Genomic DNA, 17278 nt, shown 5'->3' with positions numbered 1-17278 from the left:
GGATGAAACCGATGTCCGACATCACACCCCTGTATCTGGGTCAGCCAAGCGCTCTGCCCGCATCGCCCGAAGCGGCCGTGCTCGACTATGTGCCCAATCCGCGCGCGGGATCGCTGTATTGCGTGCGGTTCGCCGCGCCCGAATTCACGTCGCTGTGCCCGGTCACCGGTCAGCCCGATTTTGCGCACCTGGTGCTTGATTATGCGCCGGGCGACCGGATCGTCGAATCCAAGTCGCTGAAGCTGTTCCTGGGTGCATTCCGCAACCATGCCGGGTTTCACGAAGACGTGACGGTGGGTATCGGCCAGCGGCTGTTCGATGAAATGGCACCGCGCTGGCTGCGCATCGGCGGCTACTGGTATCCGCGCGGCGGCATCCCGATCGACGTGTTCTGGCAATCGGGGGCCGCCCCCGATGGGCTGTGGGTGCCCGATCAGGGCGTGGCGGGGTATCGCGGGCGCGGTTGATTCATAGCGCTTCGCCAGCGTCGGATTCGGCTTTCAGCTCGGTCAGGAACGCGCGCGCCTCGGCTATCAGCGCGGGCATGCGGGCACGGGCTGCGGGGGATTGCACGCCGGCGGGCACGTCTTTCAGGTTCTGTTCGATTTCGGCGACAGCGGCGGGCAGGTCGCGCGCGGATTCCGGGTCGGCCTTTGCGGGTGGCGGATTGCCGTGTTCGACCGTGGCGAGAATGCGCGCGACCCCGATCGCGCCCAGCCAGTCGAGCGCGTCGGCATCGTGGATATAGACAGCTTCGGGCGAGACGGCCTTGCGATAGTACATATGCGTGCGCGTCGCCTCGCGCACGGCGTCGATCTTGGCTGCCGGAAAGCCCAGTCCGGTCAGCACTTCGCCCAATTTGGCCGCGCCGACATCGGAATGGTCATGGCTGAAATCCTTGTCTTCCCATGGCGCAAATCCGGCGATGTCGTGGATATACGCGGCGGCAAACAGCACGTCGTCATCGACCGCGACGTGATCGGCGCGCGCCAGATCGCGTGCCGTTTCGTAATCGCGCCGACTGTGTTGCCATCCCCACGCCGGGTGCCGGAAATGGTCGTGCGCAAAGGCATCGAGCCCCGCGCGCCAGTCTGAAACGGTTTTCGGCGCGGCTTGCGCGTGCCCGGCGGATGCCACAAGCATTGCCGCCGCCGCCAGCGCCCATTTGCCACCATATCCCATTGCGTGCCTTTCGCGTTGCATGCCAAAGAAAGGAAGCGCGCGGCGCGGGTGCTGTCAACCTAGCGTCGGGGCAGGGGATGACTTCGCCCGATGGTGCGCCTATCTCGCTGGGCACTCTTGCTGGTGGCCAAACGATGCATTTCGATTTTTCAACGATGTCCTCGCCCGATCGCTATCGCCTGATGGCCTCGGCCATTACGCCGCGCCCGATCGCCTGGGTGACCAGCCAGTCGGCCACAGGCACGCGCAATGCCGCGCCGTACAGTTTCTTCAACATGATGGGCGCCGCGCCGCCGATCGTGGCGATCGGGATGATGCGGCGGCCCGATGGCACGCACAAGGACAGCGCGCAAAACATACTCGATACCCGCGAATTCGTGGTCAATCTGGTGGGTGAACCCGATGCGCAGGCGATGAACCTGACGTGCATCGACGCCCCGCCCGATATCGACGAGATCACGCTTGCCGGGCTGGACACCGCAGCGTCGATTGCAATCGCCCCGCCGCGCATCACGAGCGCCCCGGTGGCGATGGAGTGCCGCGTCTATCAGACGGTGGAAATCGGCACGACGACCCTGGTGATCGGCGAAGTCCTGCATTTTCACGTCCGCGACGAATTCTACGATCCGGCGACGCGGCGGCTCGATACGCCGGCGATGCGGTTGATCGGGCGCGTCCATGGCAGCGGGTTCTACGCGCGCGGCACGGATCTGTTCGAACTGAACCGGCCGGTCTGGACTGACCCGGCGTAGCTTTGCCACGCGGGGCGGGGCACAAAAATAGGGCATAGCCAAACCGCGGCATTTTGCGCCATGGTATGCGCATGAACGAAACGATCGCAATCCAGCCCGCCAAATCGCCCAACTCGACCGAAGCACGCGATATCCGCTATCACCTGCACGGCTATACCAATGGCCGGCTGCACGAAGATATCGGCCCGCTGGTGATCGATCACGGCGAAGGCATTCATGTCTACGATGCCGACGGCAAGGCCTATATCGAGGCGATGTCGGGGTTGTGGAGCGCAGCGCTGGGGTTCAGCGAAACGCGGCTGGCCGATGTGGCCGCCGCGCAGATGCGCAAGCTGCCGTATTATCACACGTTCACGCACAAGGCGCACGGGCCGGTGATCGACCTGGCGGAAAAACTGGTTGCGATGACATCGCACCTGACGCCGGGCGGGATGAGCAAGGCGTACTTCTGCAATTCGGGATCAGAAGCCAACGACAGCGCGATCAAGCTGATCTGGTATCGGTCGAACGCGCTGGGCAAGCCCGAAAAGAAGAAGCTGATTTCGCGGATGCGCGGGTATCATGGCGTGACGCTGGCGTCGGCCAGCCTGACCGGATTGCCCAACAACCATCGCTCGTTCGATCTGCCGATTGCGGGCGTGCTGCATACCGGTGCGCCCCATTACTGGCGCGATGGCCTGCCCGGCGAAAGCGAAGAGGCGTTTGCCACGCGCCGCGCCGACGAACTGGAAGCGATGATCCTGGCCGAAGGGCCCGACACGATCGCGGCATTCTGGGGCGAGCCGGTGATGGGGGCAGGGGGCGTGGTCGTGCCGCCTGCGACGTACTGGGAAAAGATCCAGGCGGTGCTGGCGAAATACGACATCCTGCTGGTCGCCGATGAAGTGATCTGCGGCTTTGGCCGGACGGGCAACATGTTCGGGTGCGACACATACGGCATCCGGCCGGATGTGATCATCCTGTCGAAACAGCTTTCGTCGTCGTACATGCCGATCGCCGCGCTGGTCGCCAACGACCGCGTGCTCGGCCCGGTGCTCGACGAAAGCGCGCGGATCGGCACTCTGGGCCACGGGTTTACAGCCGGCGGGCATCCGGTGGCGACCGCGGTCAGCCTGGAAACCTTGCGGATCATCGAAACCGAAAACCTGGTCGCCAATGCCGCGACGCAAGGGCAACGCCTGCGCGCAGGGCTTGCCGCACTAGGCGATCATCCACTGGTGGGTGAAGTGCGCGGTGTCGGCCTGATCGCGGCGGTCGAGCTGGTGACCGACAAGGCAGCCAAGACCGCGCTTCCTGTGCCGGGAAAGTTGGGCGCGATGATGAATATCGCGCTGCATGACGAGGGCATGATCTGCCGCGTGATCGGCGATGCGGTTGCGTTTTGCCCGCCGCTGATCATCACCGCGGACGAGGTCGATGCGATCTTGCACAAGTTCCGCGCAGCCCTCGACCGCATTGCGGGTGACCTGGGGATCTGAACGAGACGGCCTGCCACGATCTCCGACGTCATCCCGGATCAAGTCCAGGATGACGAAGTGTGTCGGGAGGGGTTGCGCCGAATGCGCATGCCCAAATCGCCACTTGCCTGCCCCTGCGTGTCGGTTTAATCGAGCGATGAAATCAAATCGGCGCCGCGATGAGGGCGCCTGTGGCAGGAGAGATCAGCTTGGATCTGAAATTCACGCCCGCCGAAGAGGCATTCCGCACCGAAGTGCGCGCGTTCCTGGCTGAAAAACTGCCCGCGCGGTTGTCGGACAAGATGCGCAAGGGACAGCATCTGACCAAGGCCGACATGGAAGAATGGCACGCCATTCTGAATGCGCGCGGCTGGCTGGCCAACCATTGGCCGGTCGAATGGGGCGGTACCGGCTGGACCGTCATCGAACGGTTCATTTTCGAGACCGAAACCGCGCTGGCCAACGCCCCGCGCATCCTGCCGTTCGGTCTGTCGATGGTCGCGCCGGTGCTGTTGAAATACGGGTCCGAAGAACAGAAGCGCCATTGGCTGCCGCGCATCCTGGATGGCAGCGACTGGTGGTGTCAGGGCTATTCGGAGCCGGGCGCGGGATCGGATCTCGCCAGCCTGAAGACCACCGCCGTGCGAGATGGCGATGACTATGTCGTCAATGGCCAGAAAACCTGGACCACGCTGGCGCAGTACGCCAACATGATGTTCTGCCTCGTGCGCACCAGCAGCGAGGGCAAGAAGCAGGAAGGCATTTCGTTCCTGCTGATCGACATGACGACGCCGGGGATCGAGGTCCGCCCGATCCGGCTGTTGTCGGGCGATTACGAAGTCAACGAAGTGTTCCTGACCGATGTCCGCGTGCCGGTCGCAAATCTGGTCGGCGAGGAAAACCGCGGCTGGACGTATGCCAAATACCTGCTGACGTACGAGCGCACCAATATTGCGGGTGTCGGCGCGTCGATGGCGGCGCTGGGCGAACTGAAGGATATCGCGCGCACGCAACAGCGCGGCGGCCGGTCGCTGACGGACAATCCGCAGTTTGCCGCCCGGCTCGCGCGGCTCGAAATCGAGCTCGAAAACATGAAGACGACCAATATGCGCGTGCTGGCCGCTGCCGGCGCGGGCGCGGCACCGGTCGCGGAAAGCTCGATGCTGAAAATCCGTGGAACCGAGATCCGCCAGCAGATCGACGACATGACGCGCCGCGCGGCCGGCACATATGCGCGGGCGTGGGTGCCCGAATCGTTCGAAGGCGGCTGGAACGGCGAAGCTGTCGGCCCCGAATGGGCAGGGCCGGTTGCAACGCAGTATTTCAACGACCGCAAGCTGTCGATTTTCGGCGGATCGAACGAGGTCCAGCGCGAAATCATCACCAAAGCCATTCTGGAGCTCTGACGCATGGATTTTTCCCTGGGCGAAGACCGGCAGATGCTGGTCGACAGTTTGCGACGCTTTCTGGCAGACAAATACCCGTTCGCCACGCGCACTGCGGCGGCGTTCGAAGGCCCCGGCTGGTCGCGCGATCTGTGGGGACAGATGGCGGAACTGGGCGCGGTGGGCGCGCTGTTCGGTGAAGACGCGGGCGGGTTCGGCGGATCGCCATTCGATGTCGGGGTGGTGTTTGGCGAGATCGGCCGGGCGTTGGTCACCGGGCCGTGGCTGGCGACATTGCAAGCCGGGCATGTGCTCGCCGCCGCCGGGCGCCATGACGATCTGGCCGCGATGATCGCGGGCGAGCGCGTGATCAGCTATGCCGAGGAAGAGGCCGACACGTGGTTCGATGCCGGCGCGATCACCACGCGCGCAACCGCACGAGGCGAAAGCTGGGTGCTCGATGGCGCAAAAGCCGTGGTGTCATGTGCCGGGAGCGTCGATGCCTTGGTGGTCGTGGCGAAAACCGATGCGGGACTGTCGACGTTTATGGTCGAACGCGATGCGGCGGGCCTGACCGTGCACGATTACCTGCTGGTCGATGGTGGCTCGGCCGGCGATGTCACCTTTGCCGCGACGCCGGCGGTGTTGATCGGTGAGGCGGGCGGCGCTGCGCCGGTGATCGAGGCGGCGCGTGCGCTGGCGCTGGTCGCGCTGTCGTGGGAAGCGGTGGCGGTAATGGACGTGCTGCGCGACCAGACGCTCGACTATTTGCGCACGCGCAAGCAGTTCGGCATCGTGATCGGCAAGTTCCAGGCGCTGCAGCACCGCATGGCGACGATGGCACTGGAGATCGAACAGGCGCGCAGCGCGGCAATCAACGCGGCCGATCTGTACAGCGCGGACCGCGTGTCACGCGAACGGGCGGTCAGCGCGGCCAAGACGACGATCGGCAAGGCGGGTTCGCTCGCCGCAGAAGAAGCGATCCAGATGCACGGCGGGATCGGCATGACGTGGGAACTGGCGATGTCGCATTATGCCAAGCGGCTGATCATGCTCGGCCATGAATTGGGCGACGAGGACCACCATCTCGCGCGGTATATCGCGCTGGGCCAGGAGCTGGAGCCGGCATAGTTTCGAGCCCGAAGGGCCGGACCTGTCGCAGGGTTCGGTCAGACGCCGAAAAAAAACGAAAATTCGCAGCCGGGCCCGGAACCTTCTTCATGGCAGGCAGTTTGTCAGAAAAGCACGATGCGAATTTTGGTGGCACAGCACACCAGTATCCATACCGGGGGGTTCTCACCCCGGCATCCGGCGGCGGGCAAAGGGTGGTTTCCACTTTGGCCGCAGCCAACTTTTAGCGACCAGGGCGAAATCGCCCGGCGTCGCTTGGCTCCCTGCGGGCCGGCACTTCCCCCCCACCCCTCGTGCCGGTCCGCAGGGCGCATTTCACCTTCAGCTTCCTGCCGGCCGCTCGTTCACCGGGCCGCCCAGCGCACGCACGATCGACACGCTGGCCTGCGATACGCGTGTCTGCACGGCAAGCAGCGAGCGTTCCGAATTAAGCTCGTCGGTCTGCGCGGTCACGACTTCCAGATAGTTCGACGCGCCTTCGCGATAGCGGATCAGCGACAGTTTGGTCGTCGCCTGCGCCGCTTTGACCGCGATCTGCTGTTCGGTAACTTCGCGCGCCAGATCGCGCGCGTCGGTCAGCGAATCCTCTACCTCGCGAAACGCGGTGATTACGGTGTTGCGGTAATTGGCGGCGTTTTCATCGAATTGCGCGCGCGCCAGGCGCACGGCGGACAAGCGTCGGCCGCCGTCGAAGATCGGCAGGTTGAAACCGAGCGGACCGAGTGCCCAGGTCGTGTTCTGCTGGCTCAACAAGGCCGGGCCCGTCGTGTTGAAGCCGCCGGCCAGGCCCAGCGTGATCGTCGGAAACAGCGCGGCGTGGGCTGCGCCGATGCGCGCGTTGGATTCGGCCACCCGGCGCTCGGCCGCAGCGATATCGGGGCGGCGTTGCAGCAGCGTCGATGGCGTGCTGACCGGCACGGCGGGTGCCTGCGTCACCTGGCCAACCGGCGCCACTTTGAACCCGCTCGACAGCGCGCCGACCAGCGCAGCCAGTTCGTGCTCGGTGCGGTTGCGCTGATCGGTGACATCGACCGACAGCGCGCGGGCATTGCCGAGCACGGTCAGCGCACGGTTTTCATCGAGCGCGGTGCCGACGCCGCCGATATGCCGCGTCCGCGTCAGGTTGTAGGCCTTGGTAAAGGCATCGACCGAGCGGACCAGCAGGTCCTGTTCGGCATCGAGCCCGCGCAGCCGGACATAGGCGTCGGCGACCGAGGCCTGCAGGCTGAGCTTGACCGAGGCGAGATCGGCCTCGGTCGCGCGCTCTTCGGATCTTGCCGCGCGGACTTCGTTGCGCACGCGGCCCCACAGATCGACTTCGTAATTGAGCTGCGCGCCAAGAACATAATTGTTGCCGGTCACCGCATAGCCCTGTGATTGAGGCCGGTCCTTTGCAACGCGCTGCCGTTCAGCGCTGCCCACGGCGTCGACTTCGGGTACGAGGTCCGCTCTCGTTTCGCCCAGCACGGCGCGCGCCTCGTCGCGGCGCGCGAGTGCGGCGGCCAGCGTCGGGCTGGCCGCATCAGCGCGCAATTCCAGATCGTTCAGCACGGCATCGTTGAACGCATACCACCACGGTCCGCGCGGGATGGTGTCGGCAGGCACTGCTTCTGCCCAGTTGGGCGGGATATCGTCGAAATGCGGGGGCGGCGCGACCACCGGCAGGTCACGGGGCGTCAGAGCGCAGCCTCCCAGCATCACGCCCAGAACGAGCGGTGCCGCGATGATCAGGTGTTTACTTCGCATTCGAAGAGCCTGTCTGCCCCAAATTCGTCTGAGCCGTGTTGGTCTGCGCCGAGTTGGTGGGCCCGGTCTGGGTGTTGGTGCCGGTCCCTGTCGTCGTACCGGGGCCGCTGGTTGCCGGCGGCTTTGCCGACAGGTCGGCGCTGGGCTTCAGCACCTGGGTCACGCGGACTTTCTGTCCGGTGTGGATCGCGTCGGGCGGGCTGTCGACGATCGTGTCGTTCGGGCTGATCGCGCCGGTCACGCGCACGACATTGCCGTCATCGCGCACGATCTTGACCGGGCGCATGGTCACGACTTTTTCGCCGTTCGCATCGCCCTTGCCGTTTGCAGGCACGACGGCGACGCTGGGTCCGGCAGTGCCGTACAGGATCGCGCTGCCGGGCAGCGACAGCGAGCCGTCGCCACCGGTCGCGTGGAAATGCGCCTGGGTATAGGCTCCGGGCTTCAACGCGCGGTCGGTGTTGTCGGCCTGCAGCTCCACCAGCACCGATCCCGACTGGACATCGACTGCGCCGGCGGAGCGCACGAGGACAGCGGGAAAGGCACGATTGGGGTATTCTGGCACTTCCAGCGTGGCGGGGATGCCCGGGTGGATCATCGCGGCATAGCTCTGCGGCACTTTGACGTAGATGCGCATGCGGTGCACGTCGGATACGGTGAACAGCGGCTGCGCAGTCGCATTGCCGGTTACGACCAAGGCCCCGATCTGCGCCGAACGGCTGGTGATCACGCCATCGAACGGCGACAGCACGCGCTCGAACCCTTGGGTGGCCTTCAGCCGTTTGACATTGGCGAGCGAGGCCCGGGACAATGCGGTCTTGGCGGCCAGATCGCCCTGTTTCTCGTCGTTTTCCTGCTTCGCGACAGCATCCTGTGTCAGCAACTGGGCCCAGCGCTTTGCGGTTGTGGCCGACAGGTGCTGGTTGGCCAGCGCGGTCTGGTAATCGGCTTCGGCCTGGGCGAGTTGCTGATCGACTTCGGGGGCGTCGAGCACGGCGAGCGCTTGCCCGGCGTGCACATGATCGCCGATGTCAGCCAGCCAGGAATGGACATAGCCGCTGGTTCGCGCATTGATCGCCGCGTTGTTCCAGGCCTGGATCTGCCCCGGCAAGACGAGTTCGTCCCCGCCGCCGACCTGCACGGGATGGACGACGGCGACATTGTCGACGGACGCGGTGCGCGACACCGACTGTTCGCCGCCCACTGCATGGTGGCGCCAGCTGATGCCGACGATCGCGATCACCACTGCGCTGACACCGACGATCAGGCCGATCTTCTTGAGCTTGCCGGCATCGGGCAGCGGCTGATCGAGATCGACGTGTGCCGATTCCTGGGGGGTCTGCGAGTCAGGCATGGGAAGGCACCGCTTCGTTTGAGTGGGTTTCGGTGGTGTCGTTTTTCGGCGCATCGGCCGCTTGCTTGTTGTCGTCATGGCCGCGCTGCTTGCGGCCGGTGTGTACCATGCTGAACACCACCGGCACGAAAATGAGCGTGGCGGTGGTGGCGAACAACAGCCCGCCGATGACCGCGCGGCCCAGCGGCGCGTTCTGTTCGCCGCCTTCGCCCAGGCCCAGCGCCATCGGTACCATGCCGATCATCATCGCCAGCGCCGTCATCAGCACCGGGCGAAACCGCACCGAACCCGCTTCGATCGCGGCCAGCGTGGGATCGCCGTTTTCGTCCAGGCGTTCACGCGCAAAGCTGATCACCAGGATCGAATTGGCCGTGGCGATGCCCATGCACATGATCGCGCCGGTCAGCGCCGGCACCGACAGCGTCGTGCCGGTGATGAACAGCATCCACACGATTCCGGCCAGCGCGGCAGGCAGCGCAGAGATGATCACCAGCGGATCGAGCCAGCTCTGGAAATTGACCACGATCAGCAGATAGATCAGCACGATCGCGGCGACGAGGCCAAGGCCCAGGCCGGTGAAAGCGGTGTTCATCGTCGCCACCTGGCCGCGCACTGCCACCTTCACGCCCTTGGGCTGGTCCTTGGCGAGCGTCTTGAGGACTCCATTGATGTCCGAGGCTACGGCGCCAAGGTCACGGTTCTGCGTTGTGGCAAACACATCGTAGACCGGCGCGATGTTGTATTGCGACAGTACGGCGGGAATGTCCGATCGTTTCAGCTTGGCAACACCGCCCAGCAACTGCGTCGGGGTACCCGACGTGGCGCCGCCAACCGGTACGTTTTCCAGACGGTTGATCGACGACACCAGGTATTCCGGCGCCTGCGCGACGACCGGGTACTGGATGCCCGTGGCCGGATTGACGTAATACACCGGCGCGGTCTGCGACGACCCGGCGAGTGCGTTGGCCAGGCTGTTGGTCACATCGCGTTCGTTGAGCCCGTATTGCCCGATCAGCGTCCGGTTTACGTCGACATCGAGGTTTGGCGACCCTTCGGGCTGCTGGATGCGCGCGTCGGCAATGCCGGGTATGGGTGAAATGGCGTTGAGGATCTTGTGCGCAAACGCCGCCACGTCCTTGGGCTTGTTGCCGCTTATCTGCACGTCGATCGGGGCAGGGCTGCCGAAATTGAGAATCTGGCTGGTGATGTCGGCGGGCAGGAATGCGAATGTCGTGCCGGCAAACTTCACCGGCATTTCCCGGCGCAATGTTTCGATCGCGCGCTCGGTCGGCGCATGGCCCTCCTTCAGCGTGATGATGATGTCGCCATCCTGCGGACCGATCGTGCCGCTGTTGTTATACACGGTGTTGATCGAACTGACCGGGAGGCCGATGTTGTCGATAACCGCTTTTACTTCGCCCACCGGCAACACCTGGTGGATGCGCTGTTCGATCAGGTCGAAGCGGGCGGCGGTATCCTCGATGCGCGATCCCATCGGTACGCGCACATGCATCAGGATCTGGCCGGAATCGATGGCCGGAAAGAAATTGCTGCCCAGGAACGGCACCAGGACCAGCGAAATAACCATGGCCGCCAAAAACCCTGCGACAAACCGGCCGTGGCCGATCAGCGCCAACCGCAACAGCCCGACATAGCCCGCACGAAAACGCTCGAAGCGCTTTTCGAAACCGTGCTGAAAGCGGGTGAAAAAGCCGCCGATGCCGCCGCGGCGCGGCCCGTCATGTTTGTCGGGATCATGCTTTTTCAGCAGGTACATCGCCATGGTCGGCACGAGCGTGCGCGACAGGATGAAGCTGAACACCATCGCAAAAATCACCGACAGCGCCATCGGTACGAACAGATATCCGGCCACGCCCGGCAGGAAGAACATCGGCACGAACACGATGCAGATGCACAGCATCGACACGAACGCCGGCACGATGATCTGCGCGGCGCCGTCGGTGATCGCAGGGATCACGTCCTTGCCCTGTTCAAGGTGCCAGTTGATGTTTTCGATCGTCACTGTCGCTTCATCGACCAGCAGGCCGACAGCGAGCGCCAGCCCGCCCAGCGTCATCGTGTTGAGCGTATGGCCGGTGGCATAAAGGGTCGCGATTGCGGCCAGCACCGCCAGCGGGATCGACGTCGCGATGATCAGTGTCGACCGCACCGAACCCAGGAACAGCAGGATCATCAGGCTGGTCAGGCCCGCCGCGATCAGTCCTTCGCGGATCACGCCGCTGACCGCCGCCCGCACAAAGATCGACTGATCGCCGACCAGCGCGATTTTCAGCGATTCGGGGAGGCCCACGGTGATACCGGGCAGTTTTTCCTTCATCCCGCCGATGATCGCCAGTGTCGATGTCGCGCCATTTTTCAGCACGGTCAGCAGCACCGAGCGTTTGCCATCGACGTGCACGACATTGGTCTGAGGCGGGTAGCCGTCGCGGACATGGGCGACATCGCGCATGTAGATCGTTGCACCGCCGACGACCTTGACCGGCAGGTCATTCAGCGCCTCGACCGATGTCGGCGAATTGTTCAGCGATACGCTGTACTGGGTCGGCCCGATCTTGACCAGACCAGCCGGATTGAGCTGGTTTTGCGCGGCAATGGCATTGGTCACATCCTGTGCGGACAGGCCTTTCGACTGCAGCGCGGACGGATCGAGATCGACCTGGATCTGGCGCTGTTTGCCGCCCGACGGATATGGCATCGCCAGGCCCGGCACGGTCACCAGTGGCGGGCGGATCTGGCTGAAACCGAGGTCGAACAGCTGCTGTTCGGTCAGCCCGGTGCCCGACAAGGCAATCTGCACGATCGGCACGGTCGAAGCGTTGTAATTGAGAATCAGCGGCGGCGTCGTGCCCGGTGGCAGCTGTTTCAGCGCGGCTTGTGAAATCGCGGTGACCTGCGCGTTGGCTGTGGCGATATTGGTGCCCGGCTGAAAATAGATCTTCACCACACCGATACCGACCATCGACTGGCTTTCGATATGTTCGATGTCATTGACCGTGGTCGTCAAGGTTCGCGAATACGGCGTGATGATGCGGTCGTTCATGTCCCTGGGATTGAGCCCGGCATATTGCCAGGCCACCGCGATCACCGGAATATTGATCTCGGGAAAAATATCGACCGGCGCGCGAATGGCCGACAGCACGCCGAAGATCGCGATCAGGATCGCCATGACAATGAATGTCAGCGGGCGGTGAAGGGCGATCTTGACGATATCCAGCATGCTTGCAAACTCCATCCCCAAACCGGGGAAGCTCAACGACAATCGCGCGTTACTCGAACGATGGTGCGGACCGCATTTGCCTATCAACCCTGACGGGCGTGGGCAAAAGGGTTTTCAAGGGCAAAACGATCCGGTGAAAGGCCGATGGCACGCAAGATCGGGGCGCCACAGGCCACGATCAGTCAACACATCAAAACGAAGGTCGTTCCAACCCGCGGCGCATAGCACGCGTTTATCGTGTCAAGAAAGATGCCCGCTGGTAACGAATTGTTGCAGGAGCTGGCAACAATCGGACTGTGCATGGTTGGTAACGTATTGGCCATGTCGCAATAGACCCGGCGCCCCCCGGGCGATCCGCGCGCGGCACCGCCGGACCTAGAGAGTTCAACCCGCCGGCCGGTCCCGAACTGCGTGGCCATGACCTGACGGGCCGGGATGCCCAAGGTTGGTAACTTAATCGGCGGTTTTGTGCCGATCGGGCATGACGATGCCGGTCGCAGCGTAGTAGACCGCCTCGGCAATATTGGTGGCATTGTCACCGATGCGTTCGATATTGCGCGCGACCAGCAGCATCTCGGTCGCGGTCACGACGTTGGTCGTCTTTTCTGCCAATTGCTCGATCAGGCTGCGGATCAGTTCCTTGTACAGCGCATCGACCAGATCGTCGCGTGCGACCACTTCCTGCGCCAGCACCGCGTCCTGCGACGCATAGGCGTCGAGCGTGGCGTGGATCATGCCCACGGCGATTTCGGCGACGGCGGGGATCAGCGCGATCGGACCAAACCGGAAATCCTCGATCTTCAGCGTGCTGCGCGCGATGTTCTTGGCATGATCGCCAACGCGTTCGAGCATGCCCGAAATCTTGAACGCCGCCACGACCTGGCGCAGATCGCTGGCGAGCGGCGCGCGCAGTGCGATCAGCTGTATCGCCAGCTTTTCGATTTCGGCCTCGATCGCGTCGAGTTGCTTGTCGCGCGCGACAACTTCGGCAGCCTTGTCGTGATTGCCGCTGTGCAGCGCGTCGATCGCGGCCACGATCTGGCTTTCGGCCAGGCCGCCCATCTGCGCGATCAGCGCGTTGAGCTGACCCATGTCGGCATCGATCGCACGCGGGGTAAATTCATTGGCCATCTGATGTCTCTTTTCGCTCAGCCGAACCGGCCGGTGATGTAGTCCTGCATCTGGCGCGTTTCGGGCGAGACAAAGGCATCGGACGACGGACGGAATTCGATCATCTTGCCCAGCAGCATGAACCCGGTGTAATCCGAAATACGCGCCGCCTGTTGCAGGTTGTGCGTGACGATCACGATCGTCAGCGACGATTTCAGCTCGATCAGCGTGGATTCCAGCTTGGCGGTCGACAGCGGATCGAGCGCCGAGGCCGGCTCGTCGAGCAACAGCACATCGGGATTGATCGCGATGCCGCGCGCAACGCACAAGCGCTGCTGCTGCCCGCCCGACAGGCCCAGGCCCGACGAATGCAGCTTGTCCTTCACTTCGTCCCACAGCGCAGCGCGGGTCAGCGAGCGTTCGACCATCGCGTCCATGTCGGCCTTGCCGACGCGGCGGTGCAGGCGGACGCCGAACGCGATATTGTCGTAGATCGACATCGGGAACGGGGTCGGGCGCTGAAACACCATGCCGATGCGCGCGCGCAGGCCTTCGGAATTCTTTGCCTGGTCGAGAATGTTTTCATCATCGAAATGGATGTCGCCGGTGGCCGACTGACCTGGATACAGATCGTAGATCCGGTTGAGCGTGCGCAGCAGCGTCGACTTGCCGCAACCCGACGGGCCGATCAGCGCGGTCACCTTGTTGCGCGCGACCGGCAGATCGACGCCGAACAGCGCCTGGTTCTTGCCGTAGAAGAAATCGAGCTTTTTCACGTCGATCACGCGGTCGCCGGCGGGCGGCGGGATCATTACCGTGGTCTGATCCATGGATGGGGCTTCGAATGTCACTTGTGGATGCTCCCGCGCGTCAAGGCACGTCCGATGATATTGGTGGTAAGAACCGCAACCGCGATGATCAGCGCGCCGGCCCAGGCCAGGCGCTGCCAGTCGTCATATGCGCTCATTGCGAACTGAAAGATCGTGGTGGGCATCGATGCCATCGGCTGGGTCAGCTTGAAGCTGAGGAACGGATTGCCAAGCGATGTGAACAGCAGCGGCGCGGTTTCGCCGCTGATGCGTGCGAAGCTGAGCAGGGCGCCGGTCATCAGCCCCGATTTGCTGGCGCGCCAGATGATCGAGCGGATGACATGGCCGCGATTGGCGCCCAGCGCCATGCCGGCCTCGCGCAGCGCATAAGGCTGCAGCCGCATGATGTCCTCGGTCGCGCGCGTCGCCACCGGCATCGCCAGCAGCGCGAGGGCGACCCCGCCGGCCAAGGCCGAAAAGCCGTGGAACGGGCGCACCAGCAATTGATAGACGAACAGGCCGATCAGGATCGACGGCGCCGAAATGAGAATGTCGTTCAGGAACCGCACGACGGTCGCCAGCTTGGTCCCGTCGCCATATTCAGCCAGCCAGGTGCCTGCCAGAACACCGACGAACAGCGCGATGACCATGCCGATCGCACACATCACGAGCGATCCGACGATCGCGTTGAGCAGGCCGCCGGCCATGTCCGGCGCAGGCTGGCTCATCGTGAACACCGCCGTGTCGAGCCCGGCGACGCCTTTTACGACCAGCGTTTCCAGGATCAGCGCCAGCGCGGCGAGCGCGATCGCGGTGGCAAGCCCGGTCAGGATAAGAAAGATCGTGTTGTACACCCGGCGACGCGTATGCAGGAACCGGTCAAAATTCGCGTTTTCGAGGGTTTTCATTTCGTCTCTCCCCCGCGTCCCAAAAGCAGCCGGGCGGCGGCAATCGTGACGAACGTGATCAGGAACAGCACGAGGCCCAGCGCGATCAGCGCGGAGATATGCATTTCGCCGGTCGCCTCGGTAAACTCGTTGGCGATCGTCGACGAAATGGTCGAGCCGCTGTCGAACAGGCTGTGCGGGAAATTGTGCGAATTGCCGATGATGAACGTCACCGCCATCGTTTCGCCCAGGGCCCGGCCGAGCCCGAGCATGACCGCGCCGATCGCGCTCTTGCGCACATAGGGCAGCATGATGCTCATCACCACTTCGCGGCGGGTGCAGCCGAGGCCATACGCCGCCTCACGCATGTGCGAAGGCACCGACATCAGCAGTTCGCGCAGGATCGCAGCGATATAGGGCAGGATCATCACCGCCAGGATCAGCGAAGCGGTAAAGATATTGGCGCCGTTGGGCACGCCCGAAATGATCGATTCGAGCCACGAGCCCGGCGTGACCCATGTCATCAGCGGCAGCTGGACATTGGCCGAAAACCACGGCGCGAGGACGAACAGGCCCCACATGCCATAGACGATCGAGGGAATGCCCGCGAGCAATTCGACCGCGATCGCCAGCCAGCGGCCAATCGCCTGCGGGCAGATTTCGACAAGAAACACCGCAACGCCGACCGCCACAGGCAGCGCGAGCACGAGCGCGAGAAATGCCGTGATCAGCGTGCCGACGATCGGTGCTGCGGCGCCGTACTGGTCCGCCACCGGATCCCAGGTGCTGGTCGTAAAGAAACTGATACCGAAATGGCTGAGCGCCATCCAGCCGCCCGAAGCGAGCGACAGCACGAGGCCTGTCAGCGCGGCCATCATGGCGAGCACGGCGCTGAGGCACAGCGTACGGAACACCGCGTCGCTGCCCGGTTTTATGGCGACACCCTGCGCGTCCATAACGCGCAGGGTGGAAGTGCCATCGGGCGCAGCGCCCAGACTGTTGGAAGATGGGGGCTGCACCATAGTCAGATCATTTACCGTTATAGACCGGGCGACCGCCGGTCTTGACTTCATTCATCCACTGGCGACGGATCAGATCCTTCACCTGCGCAGGCAGCGGCACATAGTCGAGGCCCATCGCGGTCTTGTCACCGGTCTTGTAGGCCCAGTCGAAGAACCGCAGCACAGCGGCGGTACGGCCGGGGTTTTCGGGGTTCTTCGGCACGAGGATGAACGTCGCGCCGCTGATTGGCCAGGCATTGCGTGCAGGCTGATCGATCAGCATGATGTAGTTGCCCGGGATCTTGCCCCAGGGCGCGCTGGCGGCAGCAGCGGCAAAGGCGCCGCCGTTCGGCTGCGGGAACTGGCCGGCAGCGTTCTGGACGAGCGTGTAGGTCACTTTGTCTTTGCGCGAATAGATGTATTCGACATAGCCGATCGCGCCGGGTGTCTGCTTGACGAACGCGGCGACGCCGTCGTTGCCCTTGCCGCCCAGGCCCGTCTTCCAGTTGACCGAGTCGTTGGCGCCGACCGTGTTGGCCCAGGCCTGGCTCTTGTGCGTCAGGTACGTCGTAAAGATGAACGTCGTGCCCGAACCATCCGAACGGTGCACCACGGTCACGGGCAGGCCGGGCAGCTTGAGGCCGGGGTTGATACGTGCAATCGCGGGATCGTTCCACTTGGTCAGGCGGCCCAGGTACATCTCGGCAATGATTTCGCCGGTCAGATGCAGCTGGCCAGGCATGACGCCGGGCAGATTGACGATCGGCACGATGCCGCCGACCACGGTCGGAAACTGGCTGAGGCCGTTCTTGTTCAGGTCTTCGATCTTCAGCGGCTTGTCGGTCGCGCCGAAATCGACGGTCTTGGCTTCGATCTGGCGGATACCGCCGCCCGAACCGATCGCCTGATAGTTCAGTTCGTTGTTGGTCGCGGTTTTGTACGCCTGCGCCCATGCGGTGTAGACGGGCGCGGGAAACGTCGCGCCGGCGCCGGTAAAGCTGTCGGCATATGCCGTGGTGGTGAGGGCGGCAACGAGCCCTGCGCCAATGACTACGGTTTTGAACATGGTGGTCCCCTATGTTGCTTCTGGCAGGTAGAAAAACGGACCCGTCCTGAGGGAAACGGTTCCGGGTGGCACTAAAGGAACGCTGTGACTGAAATATGACGGTCCACAGCAGCACTCGCAAGGAAAACCGCAAACGCGGCGCAGCGGTGAAAACCGCTGC

At 63.6% G+C, this 17278-nt stretch carries 14 protein-coding genes; 5 read left to right on the top strand and 9 right to left on the bottom strand.

All coding sequences use genetic code 11. The features are described from left to right. Positions 1-11: 11 nt before the first annotated feature. Positions 12-467 carry a preQ(1) synthase gene (queF, locus tag ACOOE2_RS15955; protein ID WP_420383981.1) on the top strand — a complete coding sequence of 152 codons (456 nt, stop codon included), beginning with the start codon at positions 12-14 and terminating at the stop codon, positions 465-467. Between the two features lies 1 nt (position 468). Here the strand turns inward: queF and ACOOE2_RS15950 are convergent, their stop codons facing one another. Continuing rightward, the gene (locus tag ACOOE2_RS15950) at positions 469-1182 is read right to left on the bottom strand and encodes an HD domain-containing protein (protein WP_420383980.1); all 714 of its coding nucleotides are present in this window, start codon (positions 1180-1182) and stop codon (positions 469-471) included. Between the two features lie 77 nt (positions 1183-1259). On the opposite strand from ACOOE2_RS15950, the gene ACOOE2_RS15945 reads away from it, so the two are divergent. From ACOOE2_RS15945 to ACOOE2_RS15930, 4 genes are all read left to right on the top strand, one after another. Continuing rightward, a complete protein-coding gene (locus tag ACOOE2_RS15945; protein WP_420383979.1) occupies positions 1260-1934 on the top strand; it encodes a flavin reductase family protein in 675 nt (224 codons plus the stop codon). A gap of 71 nt (positions 1935-2005) precedes the next feature. Then, positions 2006-3412 (top strand): aspartate aminotransferase family protein, encoded by a 1407-nt coding sequence (locus ACOOE2_RS15940; protein WP_420383978.1) that lies wholly within the window; start codon positions 2006-2008, stop codon positions 3410-3412. Positions 3413-3600: 188 nt separating this feature from the next. Then, the gene (locus tag ACOOE2_RS15935; RefSeq protein WP_420383977.1) at positions 3601-4797 is read left to right on the top strand and encodes an acyl-CoA dehydrogenase family protein; all 1197 of its coding nucleotides are present in this window, start codon (positions 3601-3603) and stop codon (positions 4795-4797) included. A gap of 3 nt (positions 4798-4800) precedes the next feature. Continuing rightward, complete coding sequence (locus ACOOE2_RS15930) at positions 4801-5907, top strand: acyl-CoA dehydrogenase family protein (RefSeq protein ID WP_420383976.1); 1107 nt, start codon at positions 4801-4803, stop codon at positions 5905-5907. 321 nt (positions 5908-6228) lie between these two features. On the opposite strand, the gene ACOOE2_RS15925 is transcribed toward ACOOE2_RS15930, so the two are convergent. The 8 genes from ACOOE2_RS15925 to pstS form a co-directional block, all read right to left on the bottom strand. Further along, positions 6229-7653 carry an efflux transporter outer membrane subunit gene (locus ACOOE2_RS15925; RefSeq protein WP_420383975.1) on the bottom strand — a complete coding sequence of 475 codons (1425 nt, stop codon included), beginning with the start codon at positions 7651-7653 and terminating at the stop codon, positions 6229-6231. Next, positions 7643-9007, bottom strand: a complete 1365-nt coding sequence (locus ACOOE2_RS15920) for an efflux RND transporter periplasmic adaptor subunit (RefSeq protein ID WP_420383974.1) — start codon at positions 9005-9007, stop codon at positions 7643-7645. Before ACOOE2_RS15920 ends, ACOOE2_RS15925 begins: the two co-directional genes overlap by 11 nt. Next, positions 9000-12245, bottom strand: coding sequence for an efflux RND transporter permease subunit (locus tag ACOOE2_RS15915; RefSeq protein WP_420383973.1), 3246 nt, complete (start codon positions 12243-12245; stop codon positions 9000-9002). Before ACOOE2_RS15915 ends, ACOOE2_RS15920 begins: the two co-directional genes overlap by 8 nt. A gap of 453 nt (positions 12246-12698) precedes the next feature. Then, positions 12699-13376 (bottom strand): phosphate signaling complex protein PhoU, encoded by a 678-nt coding sequence (gene phoU / locus ACOOE2_RS15910; RefSeq protein ID WP_420383972.1) that lies wholly within the window; start codon positions 13374-13376, stop codon positions 12699-12701. 17 nt (positions 13377-13393) lie between these two features. Then, a complete protein-coding gene (gene pstB / locus ACOOE2_RS15905; protein WP_420383971.1) occupies positions 13394-14206 on the bottom strand; it encodes a phosphate ABC transporter ATP-binding protein PstB in 813 nt (270 codons plus the stop codon). Beyond that, entirely contained in the window at positions 14203-15072 is an 870-nt protein-coding gene (gene pstA / locus ACOOE2_RS15900; protein ID WP_420383970.1) for a phosphate ABC transporter permease PstA, read from the bottom strand. Before pstA ends, pstB begins: the two co-directional genes overlap by 4 nt. After that, positions 15069-16073, bottom strand: coding sequence for a phosphate ABC transporter permease subunit PstC (gene pstC / locus ACOOE2_RS15895; RefSeq protein ID WP_420383969.1), 1005 nt, complete (start codon positions 16071-16073; stop codon positions 15069-15071). The genes pstA and pstC overlap by 4 nt, the downstream gene beginning before the upstream one ends. Positions 16074-16080: 7 nt before the next feature. Beyond that, positions 16081-17118, bottom strand: a complete 1038-nt coding sequence (gene pstS / locus ACOOE2_RS15890; protein WP_420383968.1) for a phosphate ABC transporter substrate-binding protein PstS — start codon at positions 17116-17118, stop codon at positions 16081-16083. Positions 17119-17278: the final 160 nt, after the last annotated feature.

This window comes from Novosphingobium sp., assembly GCF_965214355.1.
Taxonomy (GTDB): domain Bacteria; phylum Pseudomonadota; class Alphaproteobacteria; order Sphingomonadales; family Sphingomonadaceae; genus Novosphingobium.
This window is presented reverse-complemented; position numbering and strand designations above follow the sequence as displayed.